Here is a 16,929-nt window from a genome sequence, read left to right on the forward strand (position 1 = left end):
GCGTGGAGCGCCCGATGGCCCAGTCCGCCCAGGACAATGAATTTTCGAAGGGCTGGCCCCTCGTCCTCTGCGCCCTGCTCGGGGTCGGGCTGGGTCTAGGTCCGGTGCCCTTCTACACGATCGGCATGGTCGCGCCGCAGCTGGCCAAGAGCTTTGGCTGGTCGTTCTCGGAGATCATGGGCGGCATTCCGCTGATGACCCTCGGCGCCTTGCTGGCCAGCCCGCTGGCCGGCCTGCTGGCCGACCGTTTCGGGGTGCGGAAGGTGACACTGGTCTCGCTGGTCGTCTTCAGCTTGGCTTTCATGTCGTTCGGCTTCTCGAACGGCTCGTTGGCCCTCTATTATCTGACATGGCTGGTCATGGCGTTTGGCGGTGTAGGCACCTTGCCGATCACCTGGACCCGGCCGATCAGCGCCCACTTCAACCGCCGTCGCGGCCTGGCCCTTGGCATCGGCCTGCTGGGCACCGGGCTGTTCGGCTTCCTGATCAAGCCGTTCGCGGCGTGGCTGATCGCCAGCTACGGCTGGCGCTCGGTGTACTTCGTCATCGGCGCCCTGCCGCTGCTGATCGCCTTGCCCGTGGCCTTGAAGTTCTTCCATGACAAGGACGCTCCGACCGCCGCAAAGACGGAGGACAAGCCGCCGGTCCCCGTGGACGGGCTGACCCTGAAGCAGGCTGTCCGCAAATGGTCGTTCTGGGCCATCTGGCTGGGCTTCCTGCCGATCGCCGCCGCGACCGGCGGGCCGATCCCGAACATGGAAAACCTGCTCAAGAGCCAGGGCTTCGGGCTGGAACAGGTCGTCACATTGGCCCCGCTGATCGGTCTTTCGGTGATCTTCGGGCGCCTGCTAGGCGGCTGGCTGATCGACCATTTCTGGGCGCCGGCCGTGGCCTTGGTCCTGCTGTCCACCTCGGCCCTGGGCTGCGTCGCCCTGGCCCTGCCCGGCGCGAACTATCTTCACGCCTTCCTGGCCATCTGCCTATTGGGCTTCTCGGCCGGCATGGAATACGACCTGCTGGCCTATCTGACCGCGCGCTATTTCGGAATGCGCGGTTACGCCTCGATCTATGGCGCGCTCTACGGCGCCTACGCCCTGGGCGCGGGCTTCGCCCCGGTCGCCTATGGCATGGCGTTCGACAAGACCGGAAACTACCAAATGGCGCTTTGGGTCTCGGCCGGCCTGTTCATCGGCGGCGCCCTGCTGTTGCTGACGGCGGGTCGATACCGAAAGAGCGAGACGCCGCCGGACTCCGTCGCCGACGATGTCGCAAGAAGCGCCGACCACGCACCGGCCGCCTGAACGCGCGAGGCGAAAAAAGGGCGGCGCCGACGGCGCCGCCCTTTTTTCGATACGACCGCAACTCGGATTATTTGAGGGTCTTCATATAGGCGATCAGGTCAGCGCGACGCTTGGGATCGGGAATGCCGGCGAAGGCCATCTTGGTGCCTTTCGCCATGGCGTTGGGGCGCACCAGCCAATGATCGAGGGATGCGTCATCCCACTTCACGTTCAAGCCCTTCAAGGCCGCTGAATAGGCATAGCCCGGCTTGGCGCCGGCCTTGGCGCCATAGACGCCCGCCAGGGTAGGCCCCATGCGCGAGGGCGCTTTGGCGTCGACCGTGTGACAGGCCTGGCATTGAATGAACGCCTTCTTGCCCAGGGCCGGATCGCCGGGAGGCGACGCAGCCAAGACAGGGAACGCCGCCGAGGCGAACCCTATGACCAGCAGCTTCTGGATAGACTTCATCACGTCCTCAACTCACCTTCTGAATGTATCATTCGTCGTCGTTCAAGGGGCCTGTGCAAGGCCGCTCATGACACAAAGCTATCGCCAAGCCGCCTCCACCACGCCACTGGCGCACAGAAACACTCGCCTGGCGGACACCGGGCTCAAGCCTCATCTGCCCAACTCTGTCGTGAGCTTGGCTGCACGATCCTATCGTTGATCCGCCCCGGCTCAAGCCTGCTTGCGAATTTAAAGATATAATCTTAGTTCTTTTGCACCTTCCAATGTGTGTAAGCCCGTGCGGTGACGCGAGTTTACGCGATCGCTCCGTGCAGAGCTCAATCCAGGACCAGTCATGACCCAGAGCTTCGCTGACGGCGCCCTTCTGCTGGATCTGCATGACGACCATGCGGTGCTCACGCTTTGGCAGCCCGGTAAGAAGAACGCCCTGAGCCGGGCGATGTGGCGCGCCCTGCCCGAAGCGATCGCCGCCGTCGCTACGGCGCCAGCCAAGGTTCTGATCGTAACCGGGGCCGATGAAGCCTTCTCGGCCGGCGCGGATATCTCGGAGTTCGAAACAGTCTGGGCCACGCCGGAATCGGCCAAGGCCTACGCCACGGAGATCGCCGCCGGCGTCTCGGCGCTTGATGATCTGGCCAAGCCCACCCTGGCGGCCATCCGAGGTCCCTGCGTCGGCGGCGGCATGGGCCTTGCCCTGGCCTGCGACCTGCGAATTGCCGAAGAGGGCTCAAGGTTCGGCATTACGCCCGGTAAGCTGGGCCTGATCTACTCCCTGGAAGACACCAAGCGGCTGATGGACGTGGTCGGCCCCGCCGCCGCCAAGGACATTCTGTTCACCGGCCGGCTGCTCGATTGCGAGGAAGCCTTGGGCCTGGGCCTGATCAACGCCGCCGCGCCGCCGCACGCGTTCGCCCAGGCCGTCGAAGCCAAGATGGCCCAGATCGCCTCGGCGTCGCAGTGGAGCGCGCGCGGCGCCAAGGCGATGGTAAAGCTGATCCTCTCGGGACAGGTGCGTGACGACGACATCACCAAGGCCTGGTTTCAGCAAGCCACGCAGGAACCCGACTTCCAGGAGGGCCGCGCCGCCTTTCTGGAAAAGCGCAAGCCCCAGTTCCCCTTCCGCTAGCCCCGCCGCTGCGCGGACTGACCCCACGAGGACGCCCCATGTCTCAAGCTCCCAGAACCTGGCCGGACGGCCACCGCCTTGCGCTGTCGCTGGTCGTCAATGTCGAGGAAGGCTCCGAACGCTCTATCGCCCGTGGCGACAAGGGTATGGAAGCCGTCGACGAGCTTGGCATGTTCGTCAAGGATCCGATCCGCAACTATCCCAACGAGAGCAACTATCAGTTCGGCCTGAAGGTCGGGGCGCGGCGCGTTCTGGACATCCTGGCCAAGCATGAGGCGCGTTCGACCTGGACCATCTGCGCCCAGTCGCTGGAGAACGAGCTGGATCTGGCCAAGGCGATTGTCGCCGCAGGCCACGAGCCTTGCAGCCACGGCTATCGCTGGCAGTTCCAGTACCGGATGGACGAGTCCGCAGAGCGCGCCTTCATCCGCAAGGCGGCCGACTCGATCCAGGCGACGACGGGCCAACGGCCCGTCGGCTGGCTCAGCCGTTACCTGACGACCGACAACACCCGGCGGCTGCTGAGCGAGGAAGGCTTCCTCTACAGCATGGACGACTTCTCGGACGAGTACCCCTTTTGGGACGCCAATGACGGCAAGCCGATCGTGGTCATCCCCTACCAGATCGACACCAACGACATGAAGATGTGGAGCGACCCGGCCTATACGGCGCGCGCCTGGCTGGACTATGCGATCGACAGCTTCGACACGCTGTACGCCGAGGGCGATACCCGCCCCGCCATGCTCTCGGTGGGTCTGCATCTGCGGATCATCGGCCGCCCTGGCCGCTCGTGGGCCCTGGATCAACTGCTGCAACACGCCCGCTCAAAGCCCGGCGTGTGGATCGCGACGCGCAGGGAGATTTGCCAGCACTTCATGGCGACCTGCCCCTTCGGCGGCTAAACCGCTCTCAACGCGAAAAAACGCCCGATCCGGATCGACCGGATCGGGCGTTTTCTGTCTGGCGCGGCCTTCAGACCGGGATCAGAACGGCTTGGTTGCGCCCAGGAAGCACACGCCGGCGATCGTGATCCAATAGACATAGGCCATGACGCGGGCGAGCACGATCTCGCGTTGCAGCGCGGCCTCCTCGGCCGGGTTTGGCCCCTCCGCCAGACGACGGAAGCGCACGGTCCAGGCCCGCATGACGAACCGCAGACCCAGGCCGATGCACAGGGTGAAACCATAGAGGGTCAGCTTGGCGGGATACCACAGCGTGCCGGGCCCCGCCGTCAGCGGACCATGGCCCAGCATCGACGAGATGCCGACGATGAAGATGGTCGGGATCAGGATGTAGCGCAGGGCTTCGTCGATCTTGGTCAGGCGGATGCCCAGGTCGCTCTCTCGAGCAAAGAAGGCGCTCCAGGTCAGCGACAGCCAAAGCGCAAAGCCGATCCACATGCCGATCAGCCAGCCGCCCCCAAGCGGCTGCAGGCCGTAGATATGTCCCATGTGCAGGCCCAGCGGCAGCAGAAGGATGATCCCGGTGCGCGCCAGAATGTCGATCCGATAAGCGGTCTCGAGGTGACGGCGACGCTCCTCGAGCGACAGGTTACGATTGACGATGTTGTAGGACGTCTGAAAAACACCCCATTCGCCGCCCAGCCAATAGACCATGCTGAGGATGTGCACCCAGCGCAGAACGTCCAGTTCGTTGAGGTTCACGACCCCTCCACCGTATTAATGATATACTATTAAGTGTTTTAGGGTGTCGATGGGCCAAGCCGCAACCTCGTAGAACTACGGAGCCCCCCCCCCCTGCTGGCGAAAGATCACCCCTATCGCTTGAGCAGGACCGTATCAGGCGTCTCGCCGACCTTGGCGTCCAGGCTGCGGCGCGCATCCCTTGCGCCCAGACCATAGGCGGCCAGGAACAGATTGGACACGGCGACCGCCTGCTCCATCCCCATGGTTTGGGCCGGAACGTCGCGCTCCGGGCGGCAGATGAGATGGCCGAAATAGTGATCGACCCCGGTCAGAACCAAGCCGTATTTGTCGCCGGCCGGGGCGTTGTCAAACGCCGCCAGATGGGCGCGCCATTCACCGCCTGGCGGATTGTCCAGCGTGCCGGTCTGAATCAGGGCCGGAACGGCCAGAGTGCCGAAGCCCTCGGCAGTGACCAGGCCGGGCATGACGCCCGGCGGCGAGAAGGCCACCACGGCCTTGACGCGCGCATCGGCCATCGGGCCATCGAAACCCGCCGGCCGCTCGGCCGAGACGCCGCCCTGGGTCAGCGACAGCAGCGCCCCGTACGAGTGACCGGCGGCGATGTACGGATCCTTGCCGGCAAAAGTGTCAGCCAGGACCCGCATGTCCAGCAGCCGCGCCTTCCAGCTGTCACCCATGCCATAGCGGGCGTGGTCGGGGTGATCGGTGGAATCGACGTGCAGCGGCGCGGCGATGTCGAAGCCAGCCGCCTGCCAGGGCGCGAGCAGGTTCTCGTACTTGCCCGGCGCAGAAAGCGCGCCGTGCGAGAACAGGATCAGCCCCTTGCGACGCCCTTGCGCCTTCCAGATGCTGACCTCGACCTGGCGGCCGTCGGCGGCGGTCAGGCTGCGGCTTTCGGCCGCCATGGCGGGGGCCGCGGCCAAGGCGGCAACCCCGGCGAGAACGGCGCGACGGGCGATCATGGTTAGGCCTTGTTCCAGAGCGGTTCGATCAGCGCCCCGGGATTGGCCAGCACCTCGGGGTGACGGGCCTTGGTCGCCTCGAGCCAGCTCGCCGGCAGGTCAACCATCTTGACGCCCCAAGCGCCCGAGCCGTTGCCCATAAGATGGCCCGGCGCGTCGCCCATTTTCAGCCATGGCCGCCAATTGACCACCGAACTGTAGGCGTTGCGACACGTGACGCGGGGCGTTTTGGTCGCGGCCAGCTCAGCGATGCTGGTTTGCAGGGTGACGATCTCGCTGTAGCGCAGCGGGGCGGCCATGCCGGGGATCTGAGCCTCGGTGAAGACCTCCTCGGTCCACCACAGGTCGGGACCGATGATCAGCGGCGGACGCGTCGTGTGGCGCACCTGCAGACCCAGGATCGGCGGCTCGACCTTGATCGCCAAATCATCGCCGATCACCACGCGCGAGGCCTTGGTGAAGGTGTGGGCCACGTCCACCGTCTCGCCAGTATAGGGGTTGGCCCAACGGTCCATGACCTTGCCGGTCTCGTTGTCCGTGAAATAGGCCACCTCGTAGGTGAAGCACTCGAAACGGCCGTCGGCCAGGTTGCGATAGCGGGCGAAGGTCGTGGCGGTGACGCCGTACAGCGGCCGCACCTCTGCTCCGACCACGCCGTAGTAGGAGCCGTTGATGCAGCCGGTGACCAACGACTGGTCCAGCGAACCCCGCAGGCGGATGAAGGCCTTCAGCCGCGCCTTGGGGTCGGAAAGGTCCAAGCGGGCGGCGGCGGCTTGTGCCGGCGCGGCGGCGACGGCGGCGCCCGCGGCGGTCAGTCCGGCGACGGCGATCAGGCCGCGGCGGGTGCTGTCGATCATGGACGGTTTCCTTGCGAAGATGCGACCGGCAGACCGCGAAGAACAGTGTTGGGCAGGATGCTGTTGTCCCACTCGGGCTTCTGCGGCGGGTTCTCGCCCAGACGCAGCACGACCAAGCGCTTGGACGGGACCACGTAAACCACTTGGTCGGAATTGCCGTCGAACAGGAAGAGATCCTTGGCCAGATAGGGCTCGCTATGCAGCACGCGCGGCCCCTGGAGGTCGAGCGCGCCAAAGCCGCGACGTTCCGCGTAGGGCTCGCCCAGATAGACGCCCATGCCGACGTGGGGATTCTGCGGCGTGGCCGTGCGCATGGCGGCGACATAGCCAGGCGGCAGCAGGCGCTTTCCCTTCCAAACCCCGTCGTCCATCAGCAGGATCGCCAGCCGCAGCCAAGTCTGGGCCGGCGTCATCATACAGCAGCCCGCGTGGGCCGTTCCATCCGGGCGATTCAGCCAGACGCTGACGTCCGGCGCACCGATCGGCTTGAGCAATTGCTTGGACAGGAAAGCCGAGAACCGCTGCCCGGTCGCCCGTTCAAGCACGATGGCGACCAGCTCGGCGTTGGCGTTGCTGTAGTCGAAGCGCTCGCCCGGCTCGGCGACCAGCGGATACTCCGCGATCAGCACCTTCTCGTGGTGCGGGCTCAGATAGGCGCGGTTGAGGATGTGGTCGGCGGTGGGGGCTGCCCCCTGCGGCATCAGGCCGGTCCGCATGTCCAGCAGGTGCCGGGTCAGGATCTTGGAGCGCTTGTCGCCCTTCCATTCCGGGATGAAGTCGGCGACGGGCTGATCCAGGGACTTGATGTAGCCCAGCTGGATGGCTCGCCCGACCAGGGCCGCGCCCAGCGGCTTGGACAGCGACTTCGACACCAGCGGCGTGTCGGCGTGGGTCAGGCCGAAATAGGTCTCGCGCTCCAGGGCGCCGTCGCGCCAGACGATGAAGGCCGTGGAGCGATTGTCGCGGGCATAGGCCTCAGCCGAGTCAAGCGCCGCCTTGCCGATCTTCGGGGCCTTGGTGACCGGCGGCGGCTTGGACCCCGGCGCACCGGCGGCGATCTCGGCCGGCGCATAGGTGGTCATGATACCGCCCTTGAGCTGGGCGAAGCGCGCCTCCAGCACAGCGCGGTCGGCATCGGAGTCTTGCGCCTGGACGGCGCCGGCCAGGCCCAGAACCGCCAGACTCATCCAGGCGCCGGCCCATCGGCAACCTCGCTGCCCGTGTGGCGCGCGCGACATCATGCGACCCGGCTGCTTCATGAGACTTGGCCCTTATACTGATGTTCCAGCCTAGGCCGGATTCGCGCGGCATTGGGCGCCTGAGCGGCGGGTTTGTCCGTAGCGCGGATAGGAAGCGCTCACGGCTTGCGCCGGCGCCGTCGGCCGTCCGATCGTAACGTGAGCATTTGAGGAGGCGCGCCGCATGGCGACCAAACTGACCCGACGTGAAGGACTTGGACTGGCCGGCCTGGCCGCCGCGGCGCTTTCTGCGTCCGCGACCGGCGCCCTGGCAAAGCCCAAGATCGACCTGGTGACCAAGGTGGACTTCAAGGATCCCAAGTGGAACCGCGACACCTACATCCGCATGGACGCCGACGTGGACCCCACCAAGGAGAAGGTGGGTTGGATCCGGGGCACGGCGTTCGGCGTGCGCCCCAACGAGCCGGTTCGCCCGCTGTTCGAGGTCGAGGGCTTCAGCGTCGTGCGCACCAAGCGCCTGGAAGACGGCAGCTGGCGGCGGATGCTGCGCGAGATCGTGTTCTATCGCGACACGAAGACCGGCGAGATCCTCAAGACCTGGCTTAATCCCTATACGAACGAAGACGTTCGCGTGGTGCCGATCGCCAACGACCCGTTCAACTTCACGATCAGCGAATACCTGCCCGACCCGCCCTCCTACGGCGGCCTCCAGACGGCCAAGCCGCCCAAGCGCCCCTACCTGCTGGACTGGGAGACCGGGCCGGACGACACGCTGATCTGCCGCACCGGCATCGACATGATGTACCCGAACGCCCTGCAGCCCGACAAATGGGTGCGCGAGTCGTCGGGTCCGATGAACCGCGTTTCCGAGCACTTCATCTATACGATCAAGCGCAAGGACGTCGAAAACCCCAACCTGACCCACATCCCGCACGTCGGCGCCTGGTCGCGGATCACCCCGTGGCTGCCCTGGATGCTGATGGGCCAGGCGGAAGGTCACGTCAGCTACTTCACGACCTTCGGCACTCTGCCGGGCGGCATCAAGGAGCTGAAGCCGGAGATCGTCGCCGCCGCTCGCGCCATCGACCCGAAGTTCCTGAGCGCCCCGACCGAGGACTACGGTCCTTCGCTGTCGAGCCTTGAGAACTACGCGCGCCAGCAGACCCCGGCGCCGGTTCCGGCCGGCTGGGCGCCGCCCAAGCCGCCGCCCGCCCCCAGCTTCCCCAAGAAGCCGGCGTGAGGTCGTGATGGCTCTGGACCGACGCGCGATGCTGGCGACATCCCTGGCCGCCCTGGCCGCGGGGACGGTCTCGGCGGCCGAGCTGCCCGCCGAAGGCAAGCTCACCGTGGCGCAACTGCGCGCCCGCTACATGACCCCGGCCGACAAGCTGGTGGTGCTGGGCGGCGTCGAGGTGCGTTATCGCGACGAAGGCCGTGGGCAGCCGATCCTGCTGCTGCACGGCTCGCAAAGCACACTCGAAACCTGGGACGGCGTCGCCGCCGTACTCAAGCGCCAGTACCGGGTGATCCGCTTCGACATGCCGCCGATGGGCCTCTCGGGCTCGGTCAGCGAGGCCTCCAAGGCCACGCTGACCGGTCCAGACGACTTGATGATCGGTTTCCTTGAGCACTTGAACATCAAGGACGTCATCGCCGTCGGCGTCTCCAGCGGCGGCACCATGGCCTACTACCTGGCGGCCGGTCATCCCGAGCGGGTCAAGGCCATTGTGCTCTCCAACTGCCCGTCCCAGCCTCTGGACAATCTCGACGTCAAGCCGCCGCCCGAGATGCTCGCCGCCAACGCGCGGATCAAGGCCAGCGACTTCCCTGACAGGGCATGGTGGGGGACCTATCTGCAGTGGCTCTATGGTGATCCCGCGCGGATCACCGCCAAGAAGCTCCAGGTCAGCTACGACATGGGCCGTCGCGGCCTGGAGCCCAATCCGACCCATCTGCTGGCCCTGGCCGGCAATGGCGCCGAGACGGCCAAGCGCCTGAAGGCGGTGAAGACCCCGACCTTGATCATCTGGGGCGCACGCGATCCGGTTCTTCCGATATCCGAAGGTGTCGCGCTTCAAGGCCGTCTGACCGCCATCCATCCGTCGCTGGTGGTGCTGGACGACGTCGGCCACTACCCGCCGATCGAGGTCCCCGAGCGCTTCGCGGCGATCGTCGAGACGTTTGTGACCCAGGTCACCCCGCGCTGATGAAAGGCGCGCTCGCGATCGCGGGCGCGCCACTTTGTCGCACCACTTACCTGGCGCTCAAAACCTGAAAGCGAGTGACGATTTAGGCGTCCCGCTTAGGTTATCTCTGGTTGTAGGCGAGACACGCAACATGTTCCGCTGCGTTCAAGATTGGGCATAAAGGCCTACCAATAGGTCATTATTATCATTTGTGCCCCCAACCTTATTCGCAGGTCGGATAGAGTCCATCTACTACCCTCACCAAGAACGTGGGTTTCTGCAGCATACCCTCATCGCCACCAACAAGCGGCGCTCCGGATAAAACGGTCGGAGAACAATCAATTGGGGGAATTGGCTATGATGACCAATCGTATCGCACGAACCACCAAGGCGCTGCTGATCACCAGCGCTGCAATAGCTATCGGCGCTCCATCGATCGCCCTGGCTCGACAGACCGCCTCAGGCGGCGGCGTCGAGATCGGCGAGATCGTCGTCACCGCGCGTAAGCGGGCCGAAGACGTCCAGACGGTGCCGATCTCGATCAGCGCCCTCTCGGCCAAGGATCTGGAAGCCCGCAACATCAGCAACCTCGCCGACCTGTCGAACAGCACGCCTGGCGTGGCGATCACCTCGATCACCGGCGGCACCACAGTGCTGATCTACCTGCGTGGCCTAGCGCCAGCCAACACGGCCAATGACCTGAATGTCGACGGCAATGTCGGGGTCTTCATCGACGGCATCTACCAGACCAGCCGAAACACGCTCGACGTGATCTCCGTGCTCGACCTGGGCCAGATCGAAATCGCCAAGGGCCCGCAGAGCGCGCTCTATGGTCGTTCGACCTTCGCCGGCGCCATGGGCATCACAACCAAGGCTCCCAGCCACTACCTCTCGGGCGCGCTCTCGGCCACGGCGGGTGTCGACAAGGACTTCCGCGTGAAGGGCACCGTCTCAGGGCCGCTTGCGGAAAACCTCTATGGTCGCATTTCAGCCGGCTACGTGACCTATGACGGCTTTGGCAAGAACGCCGCCAGCAGCGACAACCTCGGCGGCTACGAAAAGCGCGCCGTCAGCGGTTCGCTGGAATGGGCGCCGACCGACAATTTCACCGCCAAGCTGACGGGCCTGTACTCCAAGTCGGCCGTCGAAGCCTCGCCTAGCTCGGCGCTGTCGCTCAGCAAGTTCAACTGCGGCACGACCAACGCCTCCACGGGCCTGCCAACCCTGTACTGCGGCGAGGCGACAACGCCCACGACGAGCGACATGTCGGCCAACATTCCCGATACGCGCTCCGAGAACGCCCAAATCGCCCTGGACATGAATTGGGACCTCGGCTGGGCGTCGCTGGTTAGCGTCAGCGGCCTGACCGCGTCGCAAAATGAGGCCTATTCGGACTACGACGTCACCAGCACTGGCGTGCAATTTGGTGTCTGCACCCTCGGCGCCGGCTGCATCACCAACCCGACCTATACCCGTCTGGCCAGATCCAATCTGTACGTCGCCTCGCGCGAGAAGGTCCGTACGGTCAGCCAGGAATTCCGCCTGCAGTCGCCCGACTCCGCGAAGCTGAAGTGGATGGTCGGGGGCTACTACTTCAACTCGATGATCCCGCTTTCGGCCGGTGGCCTGGGCGCGGACAGTTCCGGCCTCGCCGCCAACGAGCGCTATATCACGGTCAGCCAACTGACCACGCCGGCCTCCACGGGCGTCGGCGCCTATGACTTCACCGCCAACATCTTCCTGAGCGGCTTGGGTGCGCAGAACCAAGTGTTCGGCTCCTACACCAAGTCCGCGACCCGCACGAAGTCCCTCTTCGGCTCGGTCGGCTATGAGTTCGGCAAGCTGCGCGTCAACGCCGAAGCGCGCTACAACATCGACAGCAAGCGGGCGCAGACCTTCTCGGTCGTCAACGCCACTTCCCAGCCTTATATCTACAAGCAGATCGATGGCGTGAACGTGCCGGCCGCCGGCGTCTTCCCCGTCGCCAGCACGCCCTATCACAAGGTCTATAAGAACGTGACGCCGCGCTTTAGCGTCGACTATCAGTTCGCGCCGACGATCTTCGTCTATGCGACCGCCGCCAAGGGCATCCGTTCGGGCGGCTTCAACACGGCCAACGCGGTCAGCGCGACCGGCATCCTGGCCAGCGAAGTGTCGTACGACGAAGAAGAAAACTGGACCTATGAGGCCGGCTTCAAGAGCCGCCTGCTGGACCGCCGCCTGCTGCTGAACGGCTCGGTGTTCCACACCGACTGGAGCAACGCTCAGGTCACGTCCTATACGGACAATCCCACGGCGGTGAACCCGGTCCGCATCGTCCGCAACGCGGGCGATATCAAGGTCGGCGGCGTCGAACTCCAAAGCGACTTCCAGGCCACGGAGTCGATCCAGATCGGCGGCAGCCTCACCTACTCGGATCCAAAGTTCCAGGACGGCGCCTACGACGCCTCGATGATCGCTCAGTGCGTGACCTCGGCCGGCGCGGCGGCCACCGGGTGCAAGCTGACGACGATCACGCTGGCCAGCGGCGCCACGCGCCTCGTGCCGTCCATCGCCGGCAATCGCCCGACGCGGGCGGTCAAGACCCAGTGGAACCTGCACGCAGTGGGCCGTCACGACGCCTTCGACGGCTGGACCGCCGAAGGCCGCGTGGATGTCAACCATACCGGCTCAATGTACAACAATCTGCTGAACACGGTTAAGGTTGGCGAAAGGACGCTGACCAACGTCAGGCTCAGCCTGTCGAAGGACAACTACAACGTCGCCTTGTGGGCCAACAACCTGTTCGACAAAACCTACGTGGCCAACTCTATCAACCAGCCTCGAGCAGGCTATCCGAGCGCCTACAGCATCCCGGAAATCTATCTGGGTGAAGGCCGCCGCGTCGGCGTGACGGTGTCGGCGACCTACTAGTCACTCCCCGGACGTCTCGCTTCACCCTGGAGCCGGGCGATCACTACCTCCACGCCGTTCCCTTGCCGGAGCGGCGTGGTTCTTTTTTTGGCCTGGTTGTCCGACGAGCGGATAAAACCGATCGGGGTCTCGCCAAGCTCGACCGACTGTAATCTGCTCGTACTCTCCTGAATCGAGCGAGACGTCCCATGACCTTCACGCGCCGCCAAGCGATCCTCGGAGCCGCCATCGCGCAGCTGGGAGCCGCCACCCTGTCGCCGGCCGTCCACGCCGCGCCCAAGACGCCGAAGGCCACGCCCGCCGATGCCAAGCGCCCTGCCCGCTCGGGTGATCCCGATGTCATCGTCCTGGGTGCGGGCATTTCCGGGCTCGGCGCGGCGACCCTTCTCGAGGAACAGGGCGCCAAGATTCTGGTCCTGGAGGGCCGCCAACGGGTCGGCGGACGGATCCTCACCCTGCTGGATCAGCCCGGCTTGCCCGAGATGGGCTTCAACTCCATGGGCGCCGGCTATGGCCGCGGTATGGACATGGCCAATCGCGCCGGCGTCGATCTGTACGACGTCGCGCCGCGCTACATGAAGGATCCACGCCAGCAGCTGGTGCTCGGCGACACCTCGCTGACGCGCGAGGAATGGGCGGCCTCGCCGACCAACCCCTTCCCCGCAGCGCTCAAGACCATGATGCCCTGGGAGGTCGTGCCCGTACTGGTGGGCAAGAACAACCGCCTCAAGGACTGGGCCGACTGGATCGCGCCGGAGAGCGCACCGCTCGACGTATCGATGCACCAGTTCCTCAGCCAGCTAGGCCTGAACGACGCCGCCATCCGCCTAGCCTTTGACAAGTCCCCATACTACGGCATGAACGGTCACCAGTCCTCGGCGCTGGTCTATGAGTTCAACGACGGCTGGGGTAAGGCGCAGAGCGCCGCCGGCCCGGGCAGCTTCGCCGTCAAGGGCGGCAACCTGCTGCTGCCGCAAGGCCTGGCCGCCAAGCTCAAGGGCCAATTGCTGCTGGGCAAGGAAGTCGTCTCCATCACCAGCGGCCCCGACGCCGCGACCGTCACCTGCCGCGACGGCTCGACCTATCGCGCCAAGAAGGTCATCTGCTCGCTGCCGTTCTCAGTCCTGCGCAACATCGCCATCGAACCGGGCCTAACGGGCGCCCAGGCCCGGGCGGTCTCGACCCTGCCCTATCAGGCCATTTCGATCGCCTTCCTGACCGTCTCGGCCCCCTATTGGGAGAAGGATGGCCTGCCGCCGACCATGTGGACCGACGGCCTGCTGGGTCAGGTCCTGGCCCAGCGCTACGGCGCCTCGCCGGACGAGGTGACCGGCCTCAGCGTGTTCGCGCGCGGCGAGCTGGCCCTGGCCTGGGACCGCTTGGGCAAGGAGAACGCCCTGGCGATGATCGTATCGGAACTGGAGCGCCTGCGTCCCGCCGCCAAGGGACTGGTCAAGGGCGTACACTACCACGGCTGGGCTATGGAGCCGTTCAATGGCGGGGACTGGTCCTACTTCAACGCCGGCCAGGTCACGGCCTTCGCCCGTGACATGAGTACACCCGCCGGCCGCATCCACTTCTGCGGCGAGCACACGGGCGTCGCCAATCGCGGCCTGGAATCGGCGCTGGAGTCTTCCGAGCGCGTCGCGTTGGAAATCCTGACCTAACGCTGGCGACACCGACACGACAGCAAAAGGGGGCGGCCCATCAGGACCGTCCCTTTTCTTGGCAAAGGATCCGCCGCGCTCAGCCGACTTTGGCGATCAGCGCCAGGGCCTGAGCCTCGTCCACCACCTCGGCGTATTTGGCCTGCAGGTCGAAGAGGTTGGCCTGGTGCGGCCCGGGATGGCGGTCGCCGCAGGCGTCGCTGACGACGTACGGGATGAAGCCATGCTGCATGGCGTCCAGTCCCGTGGCCCGCACGCAGCCCGAGGTCGAGAAGCCCGTGATCAGCAGGCTGTCGATCCCCATGGCCGTCAGGCTCGCCGCCAGCGACGTGCCGAAGAAGGCCGAGGCGTACTGCTTGCTGACGATCAGCTCACCGGGCTTAGGCTGCAAGGTGTCCGGAAAGGCGCCGTCCGGCGATCCGGCCTGAAAGGCCTTCAGCGCCGGCACCTTGCGGTAGAAAATCCCGCCGTCGAGGCCGCCTTCCGCATAGACCACGTTGGTGAACACCACGGGCACGCCAGCCTTGCGGGCCGCTGCAACCAGTCGCTCGTTCGACTCCAGCGCCACCTCGAACGCCGGATCGTAGAGCGGCGAGCCGGGTCGCAGATAGGCGACCACAACATCGACAACCAGCAGGGCCGGACGCTGGCCGAACGGAAGCCGCCCGTCGAACGCCCCGGCATAGTTGGTTTTCAGGTCTTCCTGACTCATGCGCCGACTTAAGCTGCGGCCGGCGGGCGTACAGACACCGGCGGCCTCGGCGCCGGCAAGCCTGTCTCGGCCAGACAATTGGCGCGCAGGGTCTCGATGTCGGCGCCGAAGTTGAAAGGACCCGTAGCGGCCGGACGCTCGGCGCGGATCTTGGCGCGCAGGGCCTCGGTGGCGGCCGCGTCGACCTTGCCCTCGACCAGGACGACGCCGTAGCGACGCGCGCCCTCGACCGTGACCAGGCCTTGCTCGACTTCCAGGGCCACCAGGGCCGGATCGCGGTCCAAGGCGTCCCCCCAGCCGCCACCGCCCCATGTGATAAAGTGCAGGCGATCGCCGACCTGGACATCGATGTCCTCGACCTTGTTGCCGACCACGACCGAGGTCCCGTCGACCTTGTCCAGCACCTTGCGGGCTCGGGCTCCAGGCTCGCCGCCGTTGACGCCCCAGGGCGGGATGAACCAGCGGTCGTCGTGGATGGCGATCGTTCCGGCTTCCAGGAACTGATAGGTCATGTGGATGCCGTTGCCGCCGCGGTGCAGGCCGGGACCACCCGAGTCCGGCACGGTCTCGTAACGCTCGATGATCAGCGGGAAGTAACGCTCCAGGAACTCGTTGGGCACGTTGGTGAAGCCCGGCCACAGCGAGTGACCGTCCGGACCGTCGCCCATAGGCTTGCCGGGGATACCGCCGAAGCCGATCTGGAACAGCTGGAACCACTTACCCTTGGCGTCGAAGCCCGAATAGAACAGGTGGGGCGACGAAGAGAAGCCGGCGGCGCACAGGAATTCCGGCGTCTTCTGGCCCAGCAGGCCACCCAGGATGTCGAAGATCCGACCCAGGGCGTGCGTGCGGCCCGACAGGGCGGCGGGGAAGTGCGGCTTCAGCAGCGAACCTTCCGGAATATGCACCTCGATCAGGTCGTAGAACCCGTCGTTGAAAAGGATCTGCGGGTCGAAGACCATGATCATGTAGATTCCGAAGAACATGCGCAGCATGTTCTCGTTCAGGAAGAAGTTGATCGAGGCTTGGCTTTGCGGGTCGGTGCCGGTGAAGTCCAGGTGCACCTTGCCGCCTTCGCGCCACATGGTGCACTTGATCTTGTAGGGGCCGTAGCCCACGCCGTCGTCGCAGATATAGTCCTCGAAGGTGACCGGGGCCTCGCCGATCGAGGTGGAGATCAGGTGCTCCATGGCCCGGTGGTTACGGGCCAGAAGCTCTTCACACGCCGAGGTGTAGACGTCCTCGCCGAAGCGACCGGCCAGCTCGACCACGCGGCGGGCCGCCACACGGCAGGCGGCGATCAGGGCGTTGAGGTCGGCCGAGCACCAGTCCGGCTTGCGAGTCTGGTGCATGACAAGCTTGATCAGGTCCTCGTTGTACTCGCCCTTCTTCCAGATCTTGACGGGCGGGATCCGCACGCCTTCCTCGAAGATCGAGCGGGCGTCGATCGGCATGGAGCCGACGACCTTCCCGCCGATGTCCGACTGGTGGCCGAACATCGAGGTGTAGGCCAGCAGGCGGCCGTCCTTGAACACCGGCAGCAGCACCAGCCAGTCGTTGGAGTGGCTGATCGCCCCGCCGACCGAATAGGGGTCGGACAGGAAGATCATGTCGCCGTCCTCGACCGTGCCCTCGAAGCCTTCGAGGAAGGGGCCGATGTACGAGCCGAACTGGCCGACGATCATGCGGCCCTTGTGGTCGGCGATCAGCGGAAAGGCGTCGCCCTGCTCGCGGATACCCGGCGACATGGCGGTGCGCACCAGGGTGGCGTCCATCTCTATGCGGGCGTTACGCAGGGCGTTCTCGATCACCTCTAGGGTGACGGGATCGACGGTGACGCGGTTGAAGGGCGTCTCGTTGGACTGGATGATCCGTGCGGGCATGGTTGTCC

Annotated in this window: 14 protein-coding genes; 7 read left to right on the top strand and 7 right to left on the bottom strand. The window is 65.5% G+C overall.

Features of this window, described 5'->3' with window-relative positions; genetic code table 11:
* Nucleotides 1-14: 14 nt before the first annotated feature.
* Nucleotides 15-1,301, top strand: coding sequence for an MFS transporter (locus ACW18B_RS15265; RefSeq protein WP_492047876.1), 1,287 nt, complete (start codon nucleotides 15-17; stop codon nucleotides 1,299-1,301).
* Nucleotides 1,302-1,368: 67 nt separating this feature from the next.
* Here ACW18B_RS15265 and ACW18B_RS15270 read toward each other — a convergent pair whose 3' ends face one another.
* Nucleotides 1,369-1,749: a c-type cytochrome gene (locus ACW18B_RS15270; RefSeq protein WP_492051741.1), complete on the bottom strand. Its 381-nt coding sequence runs from the start codon at nucleotides 1,747-1,749 to the stop codon at nucleotides 1,369-1,371.
* 334 nt (nucleotides 1,750-2,083) lie between these two features.
* Here ACW18B_RS15270 and ACW18B_RS15275 point away from each other — a divergent pair, with 334 nt between their 5' ends.
* Complete coding sequence (locus ACW18B_RS15275; RefSeq protein ID WP_492047877.1) at nucleotides 2,084-2,875, top strand: enoyl-CoA hydratase-related protein; 792 nt, start codon at nucleotides 2,084-2,086, stop codon at nucleotides 2,873-2,875.
* A 38-nt stretch (nucleotides 2,876-2,913) separates the two neighbouring features.
* Nucleotides 2,914-3,777 carry a polysaccharide deacetylase family protein gene (locus ACW18B_RS15280; protein ID WP_492047878.1) on the top strand — a complete coding sequence of 288 codons (864 nt, stop codon included), beginning with the start codon at nucleotides 2,914-2,916 and terminating at the stop codon, nucleotides 3,775-3,777.
* A gap of 81 nt (nucleotides 3,778-3,858) precedes the next feature.
* Here the strand turns inward: ACW18B_RS15280 and ACW18B_RS15285 are convergent, their stop codons facing one another.
* From ACW18B_RS15285 to ACW18B_RS15300, 4 genes are all read right to left on the bottom strand, one after another.
* Nucleotides 3,859-4,539, bottom strand: a complete 681-nt coding sequence (locus tag ACW18B_RS15285; protein ID WP_492047879.1) for a hypothetical protein — start codon at nucleotides 4,537-4,539, stop codon at nucleotides 3,859-3,861.
* 113 nt (nucleotides 4,540-4,652) lie between these two features.
* Nucleotides 4,653-5,504, bottom strand: a complete 852-nt coding sequence (locus tag ACW18B_RS15290; protein ID WP_492047880.1) for an alpha/beta hydrolase family protein — start codon at nucleotides 5,502-5,504, stop codon at nucleotides 4,653-4,655.
* A 2-nt stretch (nucleotides 5,505-5,506) separates the two neighbouring features.
* Nucleotides 5,507-6,361, bottom strand: a complete 855-nt coding sequence (locus ACW18B_RS15295; RefSeq protein WP_492047881.1) for a DUF1838 family protein — start codon at nucleotides 6,359-6,361, stop codon at nucleotides 5,507-5,509.
* Nucleotides 6,358-7,548, bottom strand: coding sequence for a serine hydrolase domain-containing protein (locus ACW18B_RS15300; RefSeq protein WP_492047882.1), 1,191 nt, complete (start codon nucleotides 7,546-7,548; stop codon nucleotides 6,358-6,360). The genes ACW18B_RS15295 and ACW18B_RS15300 overlap by 4 nt, the downstream gene beginning before the upstream one ends.
* 235 nt (nucleotides 7,549-7,783) lie before the next feature.
* On the opposite strand from ACW18B_RS15300, the gene ACW18B_RS15305 reads away from it, so the two are divergent.
* The 4 genes from ACW18B_RS15305 (at nucleotide 7,784) to ACW18B_RS15320 (ending at nucleotide 14,326) form a co-directional block, all read left to right on the top strand.
* Entirely contained in the window at nucleotides 7,784-8,800 is a 1,017-nt protein-coding gene (locus tag ACW18B_RS15305) for a DUF1838 family protein (RefSeq protein ID WP_492047883.1), read from the top strand.
* Between the two features lie 7 nt (nucleotides 8,801-8,807).
* Nucleotides 8,808-9,767 carry an alpha/beta fold hydrolase gene (locus tag ACW18B_RS15310; RefSeq protein WP_492047884.1) on the top strand — a complete coding sequence of 320 codons (960 nt, stop codon included), beginning with the start codon at nucleotides 8,808-8,810 and terminating at the stop codon, nucleotides 9,765-9,767.
* A gap of 339 nt (nucleotides 9,768-10,106) precedes the next feature.
* A complete protein-coding gene (locus ACW18B_RS15315) occupies nucleotides 10,107-12,659 on the top strand; it encodes a TonB-dependent receptor (RefSeq protein ID WP_492051742.1) in 2,553 nt (850 codons plus the stop codon).
* A gap of 188 nt (nucleotides 12,660-12,847) precedes the next feature.
* Complete coding sequence (locus ACW18B_RS15320; protein WP_492047885.1) at nucleotides 12,848-14,326, top strand: flavin monoamine oxidase family protein; 1,479 nt, start codon at nucleotides 12,848-12,850, stop codon at nucleotides 14,324-14,326.
* A 79-nt stretch (nucleotides 14,327-14,405) separates the two neighbouring features.
* On the opposite strand, the gene ACW18B_RS15325 is transcribed toward ACW18B_RS15320, so the two are convergent.
* Entirely contained in the window at nucleotides 14,406-15,038 is a 633-nt protein-coding gene (locus tag ACW18B_RS15325) for an isochorismatase family protein (RefSeq protein WP_492047886.1), read from the bottom strand.
* Between the two features lie 8 nt (nucleotides 15,039-15,046).
* On the bottom strand, nucleotides 15,047-16,921 hold the full coding sequence (locus ACW18B_RS15330) for a hydantoinase B/oxoprolinase family protein (protein WP_492047887.1): 1,875 nt from the start codon (nucleotides 16,919-16,921) through the stop codon (nucleotides 15,047-15,049).
* Nucleotides 16,922-16,929 lie beyond the last annotated feature (8 nt).

The organism is Caulobacter sp. FV2ps19 (genome assembly GCF_058681035.1).